Here is an 18,144-nt window from a genome sequence, read left to right as displayed (position 1 = left end):
TAAGAACACCATGACAATCATCGTTACCGGCGCGGCCGGGTTTATTGGCAGCAATCTCGTCAAGGCGCTCAACGAGCGTGGCGAGCAACGCGTGATCGCGGTCGATAACCTCACGCGCGCCGACAAATTCAAGAATCTGGTCGACTGCGAGATCGATGATTACCTCGATAAGACCGAGTTTGTCGCGCGCTTCAAACGCGGCGATTTCGGCAAGGTCAAAGCGGTTTTCCACGAAGGCGCGTGCTCCGACACCATGGAGACCGACGGCCGCTACATGATGGAAAACAATTTCCGCTACAGCCGCGACGTGCTGGACACGTGCCTCGAAAATGGCGTGCAGTTCCTGTACGCGTCGTCGGCGGCGGTTTATGGCGGATCGAGCAAGTTCGTGGAAAGCCGCGAACTTGAAAAGCCGCTGAACGTTTACGGCTACTCGAAGTTTCTTTTCGATCAGATCATTCGCCAGGTCCTCCCGGCCGCGAAAAGCCAGATAGCGGGCTTCCGCTACTTCAACGTCTATGGTCAGCGCGAAACGCACAAGGCACGCATGGCGTCCGTGGCGTTCCACAACTTCAACCAGTTTCGCGCCGAAGGGAAAGTGAAGCTGTTCGGCGAATACAACGGTTATGGTGCGGGCGAGCAGACGCGCGATTTCGTTTCCGTGGAAGACGTGACGAAGGTGAACCTGCATTTCTTCGATCACCCGGAGAAATCGGGCATCTTCAATCTGGGCACCGGGCGGGCTCAGCCGTTCAACGACATTGCATCGACGGTCGTGAATTCATTGCGCGCCATCAATGGCGAGCCGCCGTTGTCGCTCGCCGAGCTCGTGCAGCGTGGCCTGATCGAATACATTCCGTTTCCCGACGCACTGCGCGGCAAGTATCAATGCTTCACGCAGGCGGACCAGTCGAAGTTGCGCGAGGCGGGTTACGACGCGCCGTTCCTGACGGTGCAGGAAGGCGTTGATCGCTACGTGCGTTGGCTATTCGGTCAGCTATAAAAGCACTTGCCGTTTTTCTACACTGGGTCTCCGGGTCAGCGATCAGCGCGGACCGGTTTTCAAGGGAGACTCACATGATCAAGAAATTCGTTGCGGCATTCACTCTGGCTGTATCCATGGCATCGGCGTTTGCAGCCGTCGATATCAACGCAGCCAATTCCGATGCACTGCGCGGTATCAAAGGTATCGGGCCGGCCAAGGCGAAAGCCATTCTCGACGAACGCGAGGCGCACGGTCCGTTCAAGGATGCAGCCGAACTCACCAAACGCGTGAAGGGGATGGGCGGCAAGACGGTCGAACGCTTGCAGGCCGAGGGCCTGACTATTGGTACTGGCACAAGCACGGCAGCGGCGGCTCCAGCAGCAGGGAGGCCCGCTGCGGGAGCCGCCGCCAAGCCAGCCGCCGGCGCGGTTGTTGTGAAGAAGTAGAGCGGTACGACGCATCGGCTGGCGCGCCGGCTGGCCGATGCACTCCCGGCTTGCAAGAAGGTGCTTTCAAGGCCCGTACGCCCCTCTGCCCAACAGGGCCGCGCGGCATCAAAAAGACCCGTGGGCTACAATCAAAAGCTCTACGCTCTGCAACACACCCGCTATGGCTTACAAAACTATTGAAGACACCATCGGCAATACGCCGCTGGTTCAACTGGTCCGCATTCCGGACGACGAGATTCGCGCGCGCAACAACGTGATTCTCGGCAAGCTCGAGGGCAATAACCCGGCGGGTTCGGTGAAGGACCGTCCGGCGTTATCGATGATCAAGAAAGCGGAAGAGCGCGGACGTATCAAGCCTGGCGACACGCTGATCGAATCGACCAGCGGCAATACGGGCATTGCGCTTGCCATGGCCGCCGCCATTCGCGGCTACAAGATGGTATTGCTGATGCCGGAAGACCTGTCGGTGGAACGCCGCCAGAGCATGGCCGCGTACGGCGCGGAAATCGTGCTCACGCCGGTGACGGGCGGCATGGAATACGCACGCGATCTGGCCGAGCAAATGCAGCGTGACGGTAAAGGCATCATCCTGGATCAGTTTGCCAATCCCGATAACCCGCTCGCTCACTACGAGACAACGGGTCCGGAATTGTGGCGTGACACGGAAGGGCGCATCACCCACTTCGTTTCCGCTATGGGCACGACCGGCACGATCATGGGCGTGTCGCAGTATCTGAAAGAACAGAACGAGAAGATCGAGATTGTCGGGGCACAGCCGGAAGAAGGCTCGCGGATCCCGGGCATCCGCAAATGGCCAGAGGCGTATCTGCCGAAGATCTTCGATCGCAGCCGTGTGGATCGTACGGAAAGCGTGAGCCAGGCGGCCTCTGAAGCCATGGCGCGGCGGCTGGCGTCGGTGGAAGGCATCTTTTGCGGCATATCGGCCGCGGGCGCGTGTGAAGTGGCGCTGCGCGTGGCGCGTCAGGTCGAGAACGCGACCATCGTGTTCGTGGTCTGCGATCGCGGCGACCGGTATTTGTCGACGGGTGTGTTTCCGGCTTGATATCAGTGAAAAGAAGACGTTAAAAAGCCCGGACAAGTCCGGGCTTTTTAACGTCTGAGCGAAGGCTGAATTATCGTGAAGCCGCTACCGCTCCGCCGGCATTCATCTGCGCCTTCACCGCTTCACCAAGCTGATACACGGCGAGCGCATAGAAGAAGCTGCGGTTGTAGCGGGTCAGCACGTAAAAGTTCTTCAGCCCCAGCGTGTACTCGGTTGCCCGGCCCGGTGTCGGTAAATCGACCACCGTCACCGGCGTGCCTGCTTCCGTCGACACATTGACTCCCGGCTCGCCCATCAGCATGCCCGCTTTGGTGAGCTGCGCGAGCGACCAGTGGGGTTCGGGCTGCCCGTCGGCGGCGGCTTGCGCAATGCCCTGGCTGCCGACATCGCCTGCGATTTTCCAGACCACCGGACGTCCGGACTCCCAGCCGTGCTGCTTCAGGTAATTCGCCACGCTGCCGATGGCGTCCGCGGTACTCGTGCGCAGATCGATATGGCCGTTGCCGTCGAAGTCGACAGCGTATTTCACGATGCTGCTGGGCAGGAATTGCGGAATGCCGATAGCACCCGTGTACGAACCCAGCACGGTAGTCGGATCGATTTGCTGGTCATGCGTCCAGACCAGCAAGTCTTCGAGATTCTTGCGGAACGTCGCCTGACGTTCGTCGCGATTCGGCGTGTTGGGGTAGTCGAAGGTCAGCGTGGTCAACGCGTCGAGCGCGCGGAAGTTACCCATGTACCGGCCATAGATGGTCTCCACGCCGATAATCCCGACAATCGCCTCGGGCGGCACGCCATACTGATCCGATGCCCGTTGCAATGCCGCCTGGTTAGCGCGCCAGAACTTCACGCCGGCCGCAATGCGCACCGGCTCGATGAACCGTGACTGATAGGCGCGCCAGTTCTTGGTAGCAGGCGTGGGCGACGGCAAGACTAGCTTGACCGCTGTTGCCGAATAACTCACGCGGTTAAAGAGTGCGTGCAGCGAGCCGGAATCGAAGTCGTAGCGCGCGACGAGATCGTTGATGAACGCATCTACATTCGGGTTGTTCGCGTAGCGCTGCGGCACGATCTCTTCTTCGAAGTCTTGCCCTTGCGGCACCGCGGGTTGAGGCGACCCTTGCGCCACCGCCTGGCCGATACTGAGTGTGCCGATCACGCCAACAAGGCAGGCGATTGAGGCGAGGCGCGCGGATCGCGCCGAAAGAGGCAAGACGGACGAAGCAAACTTGAAGGTCATAGTGTGCGAAATTGTGGCGATGTAACGCGAGGCACGCGGGAAACGCGCGCAGGGCATACGAGAGTCGGATCAGTATAACCGACGTGTTTTCGAGGCTATCCCGAAAGCCCTTCAAATGGCGCGCAAGCATACTAAAGCGGTGTTCCCATGCATATCGATTTCAGTGTGGTAACTTAACAAGAACCCGCGCGATCCGGCTTCCGCCCCATGCTTCAACCGATTGATACCCGCATCGCGTACGACAAAAAACACCTGAACGATTCGAGACACGTGCGAGCGGCCAGGCCCCACGCGGCAAACATTATGGCTACCGGCTTCTATACCCACCCAGATTGCCTTCTTCACGACATGGGGCCGTGGCATCCCGAGTGTCCGGCGCGCCTCCAGGCGATCGAAGACCAGTTGATCGGCAGCCGTATCGATGCATTGATCGAGCGCGAAGAAGCGCCGCTTGCCAGTGAAGACGATCTGGCGCGGGTTCATACGCGGGCGCATATCGACTTTGTGAGAGAGACCGCGCCATTGGAAGGACGCGCGGAAATCGATCCCGATACGCTCATGTCGCCGGGCAGCTACCAGGCGGCGTTGCGTGCGGCGGGCGCGGCGATCGCGGCAACCGACGCGGTGATTGCGGGCACGTACGACAACGCGTTCTGCAGCGTGCGTCCGCCCGGACATCACGCGGAGCCGGCTCGCGCCATGGGCTTCTGCTTCTTCAACAACATCGCCATCGCGGCGCGTCACGCGCTCGAGGTGCACGGTCTGCAACGCGTTGCGATCATCGACTTCGATGTGCATCACGGCAACGGCACGGAAGCTGCGTTTTGCGGCGACCCGCGCGTGCTCATGTGCAGCTTTTTCCAGCACCCGTTCTACCCGTATAGCGGCGCCGACAATCACGCGTCCAACATGGTCAACCTGCCGATGCCCGCGCGTACGAAAGGCATGGCGGTACGTGAAGCCGTCGACATGATGTGGCTGCCGAAACTCGATGAGTTCAAGCCGGAGATGATCTTCGTCTCGGCAGGCTTCGATGCCCACCGCGAGGACGATCTCGGCAACATGGGACTCGTCGAGGACGACTATACGTGGCTCACCGAGCAGATTTGCGCCGTGGCGAAACGGCATGCGAAGGGGCGTATCGTGAGTTCGCTCGAGGGCGGCTACAACCTCTCGGCGCTCGGGCGCAGCGTGGTCGCGCATGTGCGGGCGCTCGCCGAGATTTGAACCGCGTTACATGCGCATGCGCTGAAGATCCGCGCGCACGAGCGTCCAGTCGATCAACGCCTTGATCACACGGTCACGGTCGAGGTCGTTTAGCGTCTCGTGATAACTGCCTTCCAGCATCAACAGCGTCTTGTCCGTCGAACCGGCATGGGCTTCGAATTCGCGGCTGCCGTCGGGGTTCGTCAGCGCGTCCTGCGTGCCGTGGAAAACGAATAAAGGCAATGTGATCGATGCCCGTCCGGCTTCAATGCGCGCCATCGCCATGCCGATCTCCGCCACGGTCCTCGCCGGAATCGCCTGGTGATGAACCAGCGGATCGCGCCGGTTTGCTTCGACTACGCCGTTCGCACGGGACAACGTGGCGGGATCGATAGTCATTGCGGGAAAATGCGGCATGAAGCGGCTGATCGTGCCTCCCATCGCCAGTTTCCAGCGGGGTGCACTGGCCGGCATCTTCAGTGCCGCGCTCGAGAGAATCAGGCCCGCAAGCGTGCGCCCGCTTTCCGGCAACCGCTCGGCTGCATACAGCGCGGCGATTGCACCGCCCATGCTGTGACCCATGAGCAGCAACGGAACGTCCAGAGGCACGGTCGTTTCAGCAGCGGCGAGCAGGGCGTCGGTATCGAGCAGATACTCGTCGAAGGTATTCACCCACACGCGCTCGCCCGGCGACTTGCCGTGACCGCGCAGATCCATCGCGATCAGCTCGATACCCGCCGCGTTCAACCGCAACGCCAGCGCCTCATAGCGCCGCGCGTGCTCGGCCAGTCCGTGAACCAGCGCGATCCTTGCAAGCGGTCTGGGAAACGAAGGAGCGGCCTCCCATCGATGAAGATAGAGGTCGATGCCATCGCGCGTGGCAATGCTGCTGGTGGAATACGTGCTGCGCTCGACTTTCGGCATGGCGATTTCGGTGGCTCGGGATGCCGCCGATGATAGCGTCTGTGCCGCGTGCAAAGCGTTTAGAGCAAATCCCCGATTGTCCTGGCAGGCAAGATATGCGTAAAATAGTACGATCGTTCTGTAATGAATAAGCTTTGGCTGATTGTCTTAAGCTTGAGAAATTCTCCAGCGGCCGGTTGTCACCGATCCGCCGTTAGCGTTCGATGACCGGAGTCACTCGTTATAATGGGATTGGTGACGTATTCGTAACTCAGGAGCGTGTGCATGAAAATCTTGGTACCAGTCAAACGCGTGGTCGACTACAACGTGAAAGTCCGGGTAAAGCCGGATGGCAGTGCAGTCGATATCGCAAACGTGAAGATGTCGATGAACCCGTTCGATGAAATCGCCGTCGAAGAGGCCGTGCGCCTGCGTGAAGCGGGCGTGGCGACCGAGGTGATCGCCGTGTCGTGCGGCGTGACGCAGTGCCAGGAAACGCTGCGCACGGCCATGGCCATCGGCGCGGATCGTGCGATCCTGGTCGAATCGACTGAGGAATTGCAGCCGCTGGCGGTCGCGAAGATCCTCAAGGCATTGGTCGACAAGGAACAGCCGCAACTGATCATTCTCGGCAAGCAAGCCATTGACGACGACTCGAACCAGACCGGCCAGATGCTTGCCGCGCTGGCCGGTTTGCCGCAGGCGACGTTTGCATCGAAGGTGACGGTGGCCGACGGCCGCGTCTCGGTTTCGCGCGAAATCGACGGGGGGTCGGAGACGCTGTCGCTGACCTTGCCTGCCGTGATCACCACGGACTTGCGCCTGAACGAGCCGCGTTACGTCACGCTGCCGAACATCATGAAGGCGAAGAAAAAGCCGATGGAAACCATCAAGCCGGCAGACCTGGGCGTGGACGTCACGCCGCGTCTGAAGACGCTCAAAGTCGCCGAACCGCCGCAGCGCTCCGCGGGTGTGAAGGTGCCGGACGTGAAGACGCTGGTCGAGAAGCTGAAGACCGAAGCCAAGGTTCTGTGAGGGAGTTGAGAAAGTGACCATTCTTGTAATTGCAGAACACGACAACGCATCCATCAAGCCGGCAACGCTGAACACCATCGCGGCTGCATCGAAGATTGGCGGCGACGTTCACGTGCTGGTCGCGGGTGCGAACGCGCAGGCAGCAGCCGATGCCGCCGCCAAGATCGCGGGTGTATCGAAGGTGCTGCTGGCCGATGCACCCCAGCTTGCCGACGGACTCGCCGAAAATATCGACGGGACGGTGTTGCAGATCGCGAAGAACTATTCGCATATCCTGGCTCCGGCAACCGCGTACGGCAAGAACGTCGCGCCGCGTATCGCAGCGCATCTGGACGTCGCGCAAATCAGCGACATCACGGCGGTCGACAGCGCCGATACATTCGAGCGTCCGATCTACGCGGGCAATGCCATCGCAACGGTTCAATCGAGCGATGCCATCAAGGTCATCACCGTGCGTTCCACGGGTTTCGATCCGGTTGCAGCAGAAGGCGGCAGTGCATCGGTCGAAAAGATCGAAGCCGCTGCTGACGCCGGCATCTCGAAGTTCGTGAGCCGCGAAGTGACGAAGCTGGACCGGCCGGAACTGACGTCGGCGCAGATCATCGTGTCGGGTGGACGGGGTCTCGGCAACGGCGAGAACTACACGAAAGTGCTCGAACCGCTCGCGGACAAACTGGGCGCGGCGCTGGGTGCATCGCGTGCAGCGGTCGACGCCGGGTTCGTGCCGAACGATTATCAGGTCGGGCAAACGGGCAAGATCGTGGCGCCGAATCTGTACGTCGCCGTCGGTATCTCGGGCGCGATTCAGCATCTGGCCGGGATGAAGGACTCGAAGGTCATCGTCGCGATCAACAAGGATGCTGAAGCACCGATCTTCGGTGTCGCGGACTACGGACTCGTGGGCGATCTGTTTACGGTGGTCCCGGATCTGGTGAAAGAGCTGGGCTGATCGGCTGGTCAGGAAGGACTAAAAAAGGGGCGACGCATGTGCGCCCCTTTTCATATCTAGTGGGGGAGACAAGCATGAGCTATCACGCGCCCGTCAAGGACATGTTGTTCGTGATGAAGGAACTCGCGGACATTGAAGGCATCTCGGCGTTGCCGGGTTTCGAGGACGCAAGCCTCGACACCGCCCGCGCCGTGCTCGAAGAAGCTGCGCGGTTCAACGGCGAAGTGGTTGCGCCGCTGAACGTTGAGGGCGACAGGAATCCGAGCGCATGGAAAGACGGCGCAGTCATCACCACGCCGGGCTTCAAAGAAGCGTTCAGGCAATTCGGCGAAGGCGGCTGGCAAGGCGTGCTGCATCCTGTCGAATACGACGGGCAGGGTTTGCCGAAGCTCATCGCGACGCCGTGTATCGAAATGTTGAATGCGGCGAATCTGTCGTTTGCGTTGTGTCCGCTGCTGACCGATGGCGCTATAGAAGCATTGCTCACGGCCGGTACCGAGGAGCAAAAGCAGCTCTACGTGCCTAAGCTGATCTCTGGCGAATGGACAGGCACGATGAACCTCACCGAGCCGCAAGCCGGCTCCGATCTCGCGCTCGTGCGCACGCGCGCCGAGCCGCAAGGCGATGGCACGTTCAAGCTCTTCGGCACGAAGATCTTCATCACCTACGGCGAGCACGACATGGCGAAGAACATCGCCCATCTCGTGCTGGCGCGCACGCCCGGTGCGCCCGATGGCGTGAAGGGCATATCGCTGTTCATCGTCCCCAAGTTTCTCACCGATAAAACCGGCCAGCTCGGCGAGCGCAACGACGTGCATTGCGTTTCGATTGAACACAAGCTCGGGATCAAGGCGAGCCCGACCGCCGTGCTGCAATTCGGCGACCACGGCGGCGCGGTCGGCGAGTTGATCGGCGAGGAAAATCGCGGGCTCGAGTACATGTTCATCATGATGAACGCCGCACGCTTTGCGGTCGGGCTGCAGGGCGTGGCGGTGTCCGAGCGGGCTTACCAGCAGGCCGTCGCGTTTGCGAAAGACCGCGTGCAGAGCCGCCCGGTCGATGGATCGGCGAAGCAGCCGGTATCGATCATTCATCATCCGGACGTACGCCGCATGCTCCTGACCATGCGTTCGCTGACCGAAGCATCGCGCGCGCTCGCCTACGTGGCGGCGGCGCATTGCGACTTGGCGCATCACCATCCGGACGAAGCCGCTCGCGCACAGCATCAGGCCATCTACGAATTTCTCGTGCCGGTCGTGAAGGGCTGGAGTACGGAGCTTTCCATCGATGTCACGAGCCTCGGCGTGCAGGTTCATGGCGGCATGGGTTTCATCGAGGAAACGGGCGCGGCGCAGCATTATCGCGATGCACGCATTCTCACCATCTACGAAGGGACGACCGCGATCCAGGCAAACGATCTGATCGGCCGCAAGACCGTGCGCGACGGCGGCGCGACCGCATTGGCGATTCTTGCGCAGATGGACCAGACCATCGCGCTGTTGGCCGATCGTGAGGGCCAGGCGTTCAAGTCCATGCACCGGCATTTGAGCGCGGGAAGTCTCGCATTGGCGCGCGTGGTCGAGTTCATGGTCGCAAGGGTGAAAAGCGATCCGAACGCGGTGTTTGCGGGCAGTGTGCCTTATCTGAAGCTCGCGGGAATCGTGCTCGGTGGATGGCAGATGGCGCGGGCGCTGCTGGTAGCCTCGGACAAGCGCGCAGAAGACGAAGCGTTCCATGGCGCAAAGATCGCGACGGCGCAGTTCTTTGCCGAGCATGTTTTATCGCAGGCGCCGGGCATCGAAGCATCGATCGTCAGCGCCAACGGGCAGGAAGGGTATCTCGCGATGCGCGAAGAACAGTTCTGATTTGCTTCGTTCGGCGCAACGCAAATGAAAAGGCCGTCCCTTCGCGGGGACGGCCTTTTACGTTTCTATACTTTGTTTTCAGGTCATGCCCTTGCGTACGCAGGCCTGCCGCTCGCACGCGCTTCGCCCAAATAACGATGCACCGACAAATCGTCCGACTGGATCGCCGGCTGCTTGCCCGACATCAGGTCCGCCAGCAATTGGCCGGAGCCGCACGACATGGTCCAGCCGAGCGTGCCGTGTCCAGTGTTCAAGTACAGATTCGCGATCGGCGTCCGGCCAACGATTGGCGTGCCGTCCGGGGTCATGGGGCGCAAGCCGGTCCAGAACGACGCCTTCGCCGTATCGCCGCCGCCGGGGAACAAGTCGTTCACGCACATTTCGAGCGTTTCGCGGCGCGCCTGGCGAAGGGATTGATCGAAGCCGACAATTTCCGCCATTCCGCCAACACGGATCCGGTCATCGAAACGGGTGATCGCGATCTTGTAGGTTTCGTCGAGCACGGTGGAAACCGGCGCGGCGCTTTCATTGACGACAGGCGCCGTCAGTGAATAGCCCTTCAGCGGATAAACCGGAATCTTGACGAGGTCGCCAAGCAGTTTGGTGGAGTACGAACCGAGCGCGACCACGTAAGAATCGCCGCGGATCATCTCGCCGCCGCACTGCACGCTGGCGATACGGCCGCCGCTGACTGCGAGGGCATCGATAGGCGTGTTGTAGCGAAATTTCACGCCGAGCTGTTCGGCCATGGCGGCAAGACCCGTGGTGAATTTCTGACAGTCGCCGGTTTCGTCGTTCGGCAGGCGCAAACCGCCCGTCAGTTTCTGCGATACCGCCGCGAGCGCCGGCTCCGCCTTATGCAGGTCGGCAGGCATGAGCAGTTCGAAGGGCACGTTCGCGTCGCGCAACACGGCAATGTCCTTCGCCGCGCCATCCAGTTGCTGCTGCGTGCGAAACAGTTGCAGCGTGCCGCCGGTCCGGCCTTCATATTGAATGCTCGTGTCCGCACGCAGCGCCTGCAGACAATCGCGGCTGTACTCAGCCAGGCGAACCATGCGGCCCTTGTTGACCGAATAGCGGTCCTGCGTGCAGTTCTGCAGCATCTGCCACATCCACTTCAACTGAAACGATGTCCCGTCCAGACGAATGGCGAGCGGCGCGTGTTTCTCGAACATCCACTTCACCGCTTTGAGCGGCACGCCGGGAGCCGCCCATGGCGATGCATACCCTGGCGAGATCTGCCCTGCGTTTGCAAAACTCGTTTCGAGCGCTGGCCCGGCTTCACGGTCGATGACCGTCACGTCGTGCCCCGCACGGGCCAGATAGTAGGCGCTCGTCACTCCGACAACACCGCTTCCCAAGATTACGACTTGCATGTCTTGCTCCGTGCAAAGTGACATTCCGCCGGTCATTGCTTCGTTTTTCGTGAAGCCGTTTGAGTAGCGGGTTACATAGTGGTATCGACTATAGTATTGAGAGAGCGCTAGTTTTTGTTATTGTATTTGCTTACTTTTTGGTTGAATCGAATGAGAACTCATCGAAATTCGGTGCGGGAGCTGGATAAGATCGATCGGCGGATTCTGCGGATCCTTCAACAGGATGGCCGCATCGCGATGAAGGAACTCGCGGAGCAGGTCGGGCTTTCGGTAACGCCGTGTATCGAGCGCGTAAAACGCATGGAGCGGGACGACGTCATTTCCGGCTATTACGCCCGTGTGAACCCGCATCAATTGGGGGCGTCGCTGCTCGTGTTCGTTGAAATCACGCTCGACCACAAGAGCGGCAACATGTTCGAGCAGTTTCGACGCGAGGTGCAGCGCATTCCCGAGGTTCTGGAATGCCACCTCGTTTCCGGCGATTTCGACTACCTGATCAAGGCGCGTATTGGCGAAATGGCCGATTACCGGAAACTGCTTGGCGATATCCTGCTGCAGCTTCCCGGGGCCGTGCAATCCAAAAGCTATGTAGTCATGGAGGAGATCAAGGAGAGTCTTGCCATTGCCGTAGCGGACTGATCCCTCCACCTGAGGCCGCTTGCGAAAGACCAGATTTACTGTATATTTATACAGTGTTTTGCTCTTTTCCAAGCTTCGATCATGGCTTTGCATGACTCTGAATATCCCGTTGCTCCGCCCGCGCCGCTCAAAGGCCGAGGCGCGGTCACGAACCTCCAGGGACGCTATGAGAAGGACGAGCGCGAGCGGGTCGACGACGGCTGGACGCATACGGATCAGGACGGCGAGGCAGAAGGCGCACCGGCGCTGCGCACTCAAGTGTTCGAGGAGCGTGCGAAGACCATCCTCACACGCAACTCGTCGCCTGATATCCCGTTTGGGGTATCGCTGAATCCTTATCGTGGGTGTGAGCATGGATGTATCTATTGCTTCGCCCGGCCGACGCACAGTTATCTGGGATTGTCGCCGGGACTCGATTTCGAAAGCCGCATTTACGCGAAGATCAACGCCGGGGAGTTGCTCGAGCACGAACTGGACAAGCCGTCCTACCAACCCGAGCCCATAGCGCTCGGCGTCAATACGGACGCGTATCAGCCCGTCGAGCGGAACTTGCGGATCACGAGGCGCGTCATTGAAATCCTCAGCGAGCGGGGGCACCCGTTCGCGGCGATCACAAAGTCTTCGCTGGTCGAGCGGGATATCGACCTGCTGGCGCCCATGGCGCAGAAAGGGCAGGTGATGGTGGCGGTGACCATCACCACACTCGACACCGACATTGCCCGCACGCTCGAACCTCGCGCGGCAACGCCGGCCAGACGGCTGCGGACCATCCGCACACTTGCCGAAGCAGGCATTCCGGTCGGCGTCAGCGTCGCGCCCATGATCCCGTTCGTCACCGAACCCGATATGGAACGCGTGCTGGAAGCCTGTGCCGAAGCCGGTGCAAGGAGCGCGAGCTACATTGTCTTGAGGCTGCCGTGGGAGGTCGCGCCGTTGTTCAAGGATTGGCTTGCGGCGCATTTCCCCGATCGGGCGGAGCGCGTGATGGGCCGTGTGCGCGATATGCGCGGCGGCAAGGACTACGATTCGGATTTTGCGAAGCGTATGAAAGGCGAAGGACTATGGGCCGACATGCTCAAGCAGCGTTTTGACCATGCCGCGCGACGGCTTGTGCTGAACCAGCGGCATCGCGGCATTCTGAACATGTCGGCGTTCCGGCGCGGCGAGAGCGCGCCGAAGCAGCGCGTCGTGGAAAGTCCGCAGATGAAGCTGTTCTAGCGGGACCGGATTCGCGAACCCTTCACGACCCCGTTAGCAAATTACTGCGACAGCTCTTTCGCCGCCTGAACCTGGCCTTCAAAGTACGTCTGGAAGGTAAGCGCGAGACCGGCCATCAATATGAACGCGCCAAATAGCAGGGAGAAGATCACGACAAAGATCACGGTCCAACCTGAGTCGCTGTGTTGTCCGGTCTGCGAATTGAACTGGGCGTCCCATTTTTCATCCGGCCGCAAGCCATAGACGATCGCCGACAGAAACGCTGACAGCAGCGAAACCGCGCCGGGCACGACGAGCACCCAGCCGAGTACCGACGCGCGTTCGGTCGCGGCGAGCAGCATGTAACCCACGAGGCCGAGCAGAAGGCCGACAATATGCGCCCAGCCGAATTTGTCGCGCAAACCGTACAAATAAAAGCGATGTGCGCCAATGCTGCCAAGAAAGAAGGCAAGCGCGGCGGTCAGCGTTTTCGAACGGAAGCGTCCGTTTGGCGCCGGATTGGAAGGATGCGTTACAGTGGACGACGGGTTGTTCATCGGGAAGCTGAAAGAGAAGCGTTGAAGGCAGGTAAGGGCGGGGAGACACGAGACACGAAACGTTCGCTCTGAAGCGGCATTCTACGCCGCAGCCGCGGGTCCAAGCAGGCGCTCGCCGATTCGCGACCACGCGCCGAAGAATGCTTCCTGCTCTAATCCATTATCTGTCTTCCTAAAACCTGCGTGGAACTCCCGAAAAGCCCGGCGCACGGTGCTTTGCGACTATTGGCTGTACGTCAAACACCACGCAAAGCAGCCCTTCTCATCTCGATTAATCGATGCAAGTGTTTGTTAAGGCATCGTTTTGCCGCTATAATCGCGTGTTTTGGTAGTTCCGAACCCCGGTTTTCAAGGATTTCAGCATGGTTATCATCCGCTTGGCTCGTGGCGGCTCCAAGAAGCGCCCGTTTTACAACATCGTTGCAACCGATTCGCGTAGCCGCCGTGATGGCCGCTTCATCGAACGCGTGGGTTTTTACAACCCCGTCGCGACTAAAGGCGAAGCGCTGCGCATCGCTCAGGACCGCCTGACGTACTGGCAAGACAACGGCGCCCAACTGTCGCCGACGGTTGCCCGTCTGGTCAAGCAATCGCAACAAGCTCAGCCGGCTGCTTAAGTGCGGTTGCTGCAGTCGATCGCTCGGGTCCAAGTGATCCGGCCGATTTTTGCTGCCGATGTTTGCGGGAGACTGGCTTATGTCGACGCGTGATTCTGCTTCAGACTCAGGTTTGAAAGCCGCACGTGGCGAGAAGCCTGAGCAGAACGATGCCACGTTTGGCGCATTTGTCCGTAAGCCGGCAGCGCGTCGCGTGGCTATCGACGCTTTGGACGACTCGGGTTCAATCGAGGCCGTTGAAGCATTGCCCGACGACGCAATCGAAGTCGGCGCCATCGTAGATGCTTACGGCCTCAAGGGCTGGGTCAAGATTGCGCCGCACGCGCATGCAGGGCACGGCGGCGACGCAATGCTTGCTGCAAAGCGCTGGTGGCTGGTCAAGGGGAATGAGCGCAAGTCGGTTCGTTGCCTGCAGTCGAAAGTGCATAGCGACACGGTTGTCGCGCATTTTGCCGGCTGCGACGATCGCGATACAGCGTATGCGTTGCGCGGCCACACCATCCATGTGTTGCGCAGCGACTTCCCGAAGCTCTCTGGCGAAGACGAATTCTACTGGGTCGATCTGATCGGCCTGGATGTCGTGAATGAAGCGAACGTGGCCCTCGGCCAGGTTGCGGGCATGATCGACAATGGCGCGCATTCCATCATGCGTGTGGAATTCCTGACTACGGGCAAGGACGGCTCGCCCATTACCGGCGAGCGGCTCATCCCGTTCGTAGGCGTATTTGTCAAGACAGTGGACCAGGCGGCGCGAAAGATTGTCGTCGATTGGGATGTCGACTATTGATTTATCGGAATCACCGACCACAAGGAGAGGGCGATGCAGTTTGACGTCGTGACGCTCTTTCCCGAGATGTTTCGCGCGCTGACTGACTGGGGCATTACCAGCCGGGCAGTGAAGCAGGAACGGTTCGGTCTGCGCACGTGGAATCCTCGCGATTTCACCACGGACAATTACCGGACCATCGACGATCGTCCTTATGGCGGCGGCCCGGGCATGGTGATGCTGGCGCGCCCCCTGGAAGACGCAATATCGGCTGCGAAAGCGGCGCAGGCAGAGCAGGGTATCAGCGGCACGCGCGTGGTGATGATGTCGCCGCAAGGCAAGACGCTGGACCATGAGCGTGTGATGCAAATCGCTCAGGAGCCCGGGATGATCGTGCTGTGCGGCCGTTATGAAGCGATCGACCAGCGTTTGATCGATCGTGTGGTGGACGAAGAAATCAGTCTTGGCGACTTTGTTTTGTCCGGTGGTGAACTGCCGGCCATGGCGCTCATGGACGCCGTCGTGCGCCAGTTGCCCGGCGTGCTGAACGACTCGCAGTCGGCGGTGCAGGACAGTTTTGTCGATGTGCTGCTCGATTGTCCGCATTACACGCGCCCGGAAGAATACGGCGGTGTGCGGGTTCCGGATGTGCTGCTTGGCGGCCATCACAAGGAAATCGAAGCATGGCGCCGGCGTGAATCGCTGAAGAATACGCAGGAAAAGCGGCCTGATCTGATCGACAAGGCGCGCAGGAATAAGATGTTGAGCCGTGCCGACGAGGCATGGCTTGCAAGTCTCGCCAAGGAAGGGTCGAAGGCGCAGTAGGCTTTCAGCCAGGTTCGAAGCGGGACAAAGGGCGGCGCCACGCTTGAATCAAGCCGGCGCCAGATGTGAACCCATCCTCTACCGGGGCCACCAACATGGCAAACAACTCCGGCAAGATGGCTCCAGGAGTCAGTAATGAATCTGATTGAGCAACTCGAAAAAGAAGAAATCGCGCGCGCACTCGGCGAGAAGTCGATTCCCGAATTCGCCCCCGGCGATACGGTGATCGTCAGCGTCAACGTGGTTGAAGGTACGCGCAAGCGTGTCCAGGCTTACGAAGGCGTCGTAATCTCGAAGCGCAACCGTGGTTTGAACTCGAATTTCATCGTCCGCAAGATTTCGTCGGGCGAAGGCGTCGAGCGTACGTTCCAGACCTACTCGCCGCTGCTCGCTAGCATCGTCGTGAAGCGTCGCGGTGATGTGCGTCGTGCAAAGCTGTACTACCTGCGCGAACGTTCGGGCAAGTCGGCTCGGATCAAGGAAAAGCTCGTGTCGAAAGACCGTTCTGCTGCCAAGGCGTAAGTGTTGCGCTGACCGCTGCACCGGAAAAAGCACCCTCGCGGGTGCTTTTTTCTTTGGTGTGGTCAAATCATGTCTTGCGTCATCGTTCACGGCGCCTGAAATCAAAACCAATCAAGAAGCCAAGTCCCACGTGTCCGCCCCCAAGCCGTCGACTCCCCGCATTCTCGAGCCCGAAATCCTGCCGATCGAATCGACCAGCTCGGACTTGCCTCGCGTGCGTGAAAACGTGCTGACGCCCGAGGGCATGCGTGCGAGGTTCTCGCAAACGCTCGACTGGACGCCGGACGCGCGTGATGACAAGGTCAAGGCGCTCGGGGGCGATCCGAGGGTGGCGTCGGTGCTGATTGCGCTTGTCGTGCGCGAAGGCGGTCTGACCGTGCTGCTCACGCAGCGTGCCGATCACTTGACGAACCATGCCGGGCAAATCAGCTTCCCGGGCGGACGCCAGGAACCCGAAGACGCCGATGCCGCCGCGACCGCGCTTCGCGAAGCGCAAGAGGAAGTGGGGCTGGAGGCCGTGCATGTGGAAGTGCTGGGCGAGTTGCCCGACTATCTGACCGGTACCGGATTCCGCGTCACGCCGGTCGTCGCATTGGTCCATCCGCCGATCGAACTTCACGCCGATACACTCGAAGTCGCCGATATCTTCGAAGTCCCGCTCGCGTTCCTCATGAACCCGGCCAATCATCAAGTCCGCGTGTTTCGATGGGAAGGCGGCGAACGTCGTTTTTTTGCGATGCCGTTCACACCCGCCGAGAATGCGGCTCCGTATTTCATCTGGGGTGCAACGGCGGGTATGTTACGTAATTTCTATCGCTTCCTCGCCGCGTGACGCGTAATGTGTCGGCACCCGAATAGCGCTTCAGCCGATGTGTCCCTCTGGCTGCATCGGCGCTGTGATATCTTTACACGAAATTCGTAAAACTCGAATGTCCCGGCGCATCGCATGACTTTTTTCTCTGTATTGCTGGCTCTAATCATTGAGCAGTTGCGCGCGCTTTCGCCGCAGAATCCCATATCGGCGTTGCTTCAGTACCATGCGGAATCCGCGGCTCATGGCTTCGATGCCGGCAAGCCGCGGCATGGCGTGCTCGCGTGGCTGATTGTCGTAGTGCCGTGGACGTTGGCCGTCGGGCTGGTCTATTACGTCCTTTATCACATCAACTTCGCGCTCGCGTTCCTCTGGAACGTGGTGATCGTGTATTTCACGCTCGGGTTCCGGCAGTTCAGCCACTATTTCACCGATATCCATCTCGCGTTGAACAACGACGATGTTCCGCGCGCCCGCGAAATTCTCAACGAGTGGACCGGTATCGATACACTCGATATGCCCGTGAGCGAGATCGTCCGGCATACGCTGGTTCATGCCGTAGTGGCGTCGCACCGGCACGTGTTCGGCGTGTTCTTCTGGTTTCTGATTCCGATCGGGCCGGCGGGTGCGGTGTTCTATCGGATCGCTGAATATCTGGCGAGGTCGTGGGTGCGGCCGACGGATGAACGCACACCGGCGTTTTCTACGTTTGCGCAGCGGGCGTTTTTCTTTATCGATTGGGTGCCTGCGCGGTTGACGGCGTTGGGGTTCGCCATTGTGGGGAATTTCGAAGACGCCATTTATGCGTGGCGCAATCACGCCAAGCAGTGGCCCGATGCCAATGAGGGTGTTTTGCTCGCCGCCGGGAGCGGGGCGCTGGGGGCGCGGCTGGCCGGGCCTCTGGCCGAACCACTCAGCGTGGAGGCGTTGGCTGTTGGTGATGCCAGTCCGCTGCCAGTGGGCGATGATTGCACGCCACGGACGCTTCAGTCTGCAGTTGGGCTTGTTTGGCGCGCCGTGATCTTGTGGATGTTGTTGTTGCTCATGCTGAGCATTGCGGTTTGGCTGGCCTGAGGGGTTTGCTCGGGCTGTGCTGCTGTTCTCTTGTGAACTTGATTTGCTTCGGTCTATTAGCGTTG

The 18,144-nt window shown here is 60.1% G+C and carries 19 protein-coding genes; 15 read left to right on the top strand and 4 right to left on the bottom strand.

The features are described 5' to 3' along the window. Positions 1-10: 10 nt before the first annotated feature. From rfaD to cysM, 3 genes are all read left to right on the top strand, one after another. The gene (gene rfaD, locus AX768_RS11195; RefSeq protein ID WP_062000018.1) at positions 11-1,003 is read left to right on the top strand and encodes an ADP-glyceromanno-heptose 6-epimerase; all 993 of its coding nucleotides are present in this window, start codon (positions 11-13) and stop codon (positions 1,001-1,003) included. Positions 1,004-1,077: 74 nt separating this feature from the next. Next, positions 1,078-1,431 (top strand): ComEA family DNA-binding protein, encoded by a 354-nt coding sequence (locus AX768_RS11190; protein WP_062000017.1) that lies wholly within the window; start codon positions 1,078-1,080, stop codon positions 1,429-1,431. A 163-nt stretch (positions 1,432-1,594) separates the two neighbouring features. After that, positions 1,595-2,497 (top strand): cysteine synthase CysM, encoded by a 903-nt coding sequence (cysM, locus tag AX768_RS11185; protein WP_062000016.1) that lies wholly within the window; start codon positions 1,595-1,597, stop codon positions 2,495-2,497. 70 nt (positions 2,498-2,567) lie between these two features. Here cysM and mltB read toward each other — a convergent pair whose 3' ends face one another. Further along, positions 2,568-3,737 (bottom strand): lytic murein transglycosylase B, encoded by a 1,170-nt coding sequence (mltB, locus tag AX768_RS11180; protein ID WP_062000015.1) that lies wholly within the window; start codon positions 3,735-3,737, stop codon positions 2,568-2,570. A gap of 303 nt (positions 3,738-4,040) precedes the next feature. Here mltB and AX768_RS11175 point away from each other — a divergent pair, with 303 nt between their 5' ends. Beyond that, complete coding sequence (locus AX768_RS11175; RefSeq protein ID WP_062000938.1) at positions 4,041-4,964, top strand: histone deacetylase family protein; 924 nt, start codon at positions 4,041-4,043, stop codon at positions 4,962-4,964. Positions 4,965-4,970: 6 nt separating this feature from the next. Here the strand turns inward: AX768_RS11175 and AX768_RS11170 are convergent, their stop codons facing one another. Next, positions 4,971-5,867, bottom strand: coding sequence for an alpha/beta hydrolase (locus AX768_RS11170; RefSeq protein ID WP_062000014.1), 897 nt, complete (start codon positions 5,865-5,867; stop codon positions 4,971-4,973). Positions 5,868-6,131: 264 nt separating this feature from the next. Here AX768_RS11170 and AX768_RS11165 point away from each other — a divergent pair, with 264 nt between their 5' ends. The 3 genes from AX768_RS11165 (at position 6,132) to AX768_RS11155 (ending at position 9,695) form a co-directional block, all read left to right on the top strand. Then, positions 6,132-6,881 (top strand): electron transfer flavoprotein subunit beta/FixA family protein, encoded by a 750-nt coding sequence (locus AX768_RS11165; RefSeq protein ID WP_062000013.1) that lies wholly within the window; start codon positions 6,132-6,134, stop codon positions 6,879-6,881. Positions 6,882-6,894: 13 nt separating this feature from the next. Next, positions 6,895-7,830 carry an electron transfer flavoprotein subunit alpha/FixB family protein gene (locus tag AX768_RS11160; protein ID WP_062000012.1) on the top strand — a complete coding sequence of 312 codons (936 nt, stop codon included), beginning with the start codon at positions 6,895-6,897 and terminating at the stop codon, positions 7,828-7,830. 74 nt (positions 7,831-7,904) lie between these two features. Then, positions 7,905-9,695 carry an acyl-CoA dehydrogenase gene (locus AX768_RS11155; protein ID WP_062000011.1) on the top strand — a complete coding sequence of 597 codons (1,791 nt, stop codon included), beginning with the start codon at positions 7,905-7,907 and terminating at the stop codon, positions 9,693-9,695. An 83-nt stretch (positions 9,696-9,778) separates the two neighbouring features. On the opposite strand, the gene AX768_RS11150 is transcribed toward AX768_RS11155, so the two are convergent. Continuing rightward, the gene (locus AX768_RS11150) at positions 9,779-11,071 is read right to left on the bottom strand and encodes a D-amino acid dehydrogenase (protein ID WP_062000937.1); all 1,293 of its coding nucleotides are present in this window, start codon (positions 11,069-11,071) and stop codon (positions 9,779-9,781) included. A 150-nt stretch (positions 11,072-11,221) separates the two neighbouring features. Between AX768_RS11150 and AX768_RS11145 the strand changes: the two genes are divergently transcribed. Further along, the gene (locus AX768_RS11145; RefSeq protein WP_062000010.1) at positions 11,222-11,710 is read left to right on the top strand and encodes an Lrp/AsnC ligand binding domain-containing protein; all 489 of its coding nucleotides are present in this window, start codon (positions 11,222-11,224) and stop codon (positions 11,708-11,710) included. Between the two features lie 81 nt (positions 11,711-11,791). Then, positions 11,792-12,928, top strand: coding sequence for a PA0069 family radical SAM protein (locus tag AX768_RS11140; protein WP_062000009.1), 1,137 nt, complete (start codon positions 11,792-11,794; stop codon positions 12,926-12,928). Between the two features lie 41 nt (positions 12,929-12,969). Here the strand turns inward: AX768_RS11140 and AX768_RS11135 are convergent, their stop codons facing one another. Then, positions 12,970-13,464 carry an NINE protein gene (locus AX768_RS11135; RefSeq protein ID WP_062000008.1) on the bottom strand — a complete coding sequence of 165 codons (495 nt, stop codon included), beginning with the start codon at positions 13,462-13,464 and terminating at the stop codon, positions 12,970-12,972. Positions 13,465-13,826: 362 nt separating this feature from the next. On the opposite strand from AX768_RS11135, the gene rpsP reads away from it, so the two are divergent. The 6 genes from rpsP to AX768_RS11105 all read left to right on the top strand — a co-directional run bounded on the left by rpsP (position 13,827) and on the right by AX768_RS11105 (position 18,079). After that, positions 13,827-14,081 carry a 30S ribosomal protein S16 gene (gene rpsP, locus AX768_RS11130; RefSeq protein WP_047844837.1) on the top strand — a complete coding sequence of 85 codons (255 nt, stop codon included), beginning with the start codon at positions 13,827-13,829 and terminating at the stop codon, positions 14,079-14,081. A gap of 79 nt (positions 14,082-14,160) precedes the next feature. Next, positions 14,161-14,868: a ribosome maturation factor RimM gene (gene rimM / locus AX768_RS11125; protein ID WP_062000007.1), complete on the top strand. Its 708-nt coding sequence runs from the start codon at positions 14,161-14,163 to the stop codon at positions 14,866-14,868. 33 nt (positions 14,869-14,901) lie between these two features. Next, on the top strand, positions 14,902-15,672 hold the full coding sequence (gene trmD, locus AX768_RS11120) for a tRNA (guanosine(37)-N1)-methyltransferase TrmD (protein WP_062000006.1): 771 nt from the start codon (positions 14,902-14,904) through the stop codon (positions 15,670-15,672). 135 nt (positions 15,673-15,807) lie between these two features. Further along, entirely contained in the window at positions 15,808-16,194 is a 387-nt protein-coding gene (gene rplS, locus AX768_RS11115; protein ID WP_062000005.1) for a 50S ribosomal protein L19, read from the top strand. Positions 16,195-16,324: 130 nt separating this feature from the next. Next, positions 16,325-17,026, top strand: a complete 702-nt coding sequence (locus tag AX768_RS11110; RefSeq protein WP_231941260.1) for a CoA pyrophosphatase — start codon at positions 16,325-16,327, stop codon at positions 17,024-17,026. A 114-nt stretch (positions 17,027-17,140) separates the two neighbouring features. Then, positions 17,141-18,079, top strand: a complete 939-nt coding sequence (locus AX768_RS11105; protein ID WP_062000004.1) for a CobD/CbiB family protein — start codon at positions 17,141-17,143, stop codon at positions 18,077-18,079. The last annotated feature ends 65 nt before the right edge of the window (positions 18,080-18,144 follow it).

The sequence above is a fragment of the Burkholderia sp. PAMC 28687 genome (assembly GCF_001577465.1).
GTDB lineage: Bacteria > Pseudomonadota > Gammaproteobacteria > Burkholderiales > Burkholderiaceae > Caballeronia.
The sequence above is the reverse complement of the archived record's forward strand: the minus strand, read 5'-3'. Positions and strand labels throughout refer to the sequence as shown.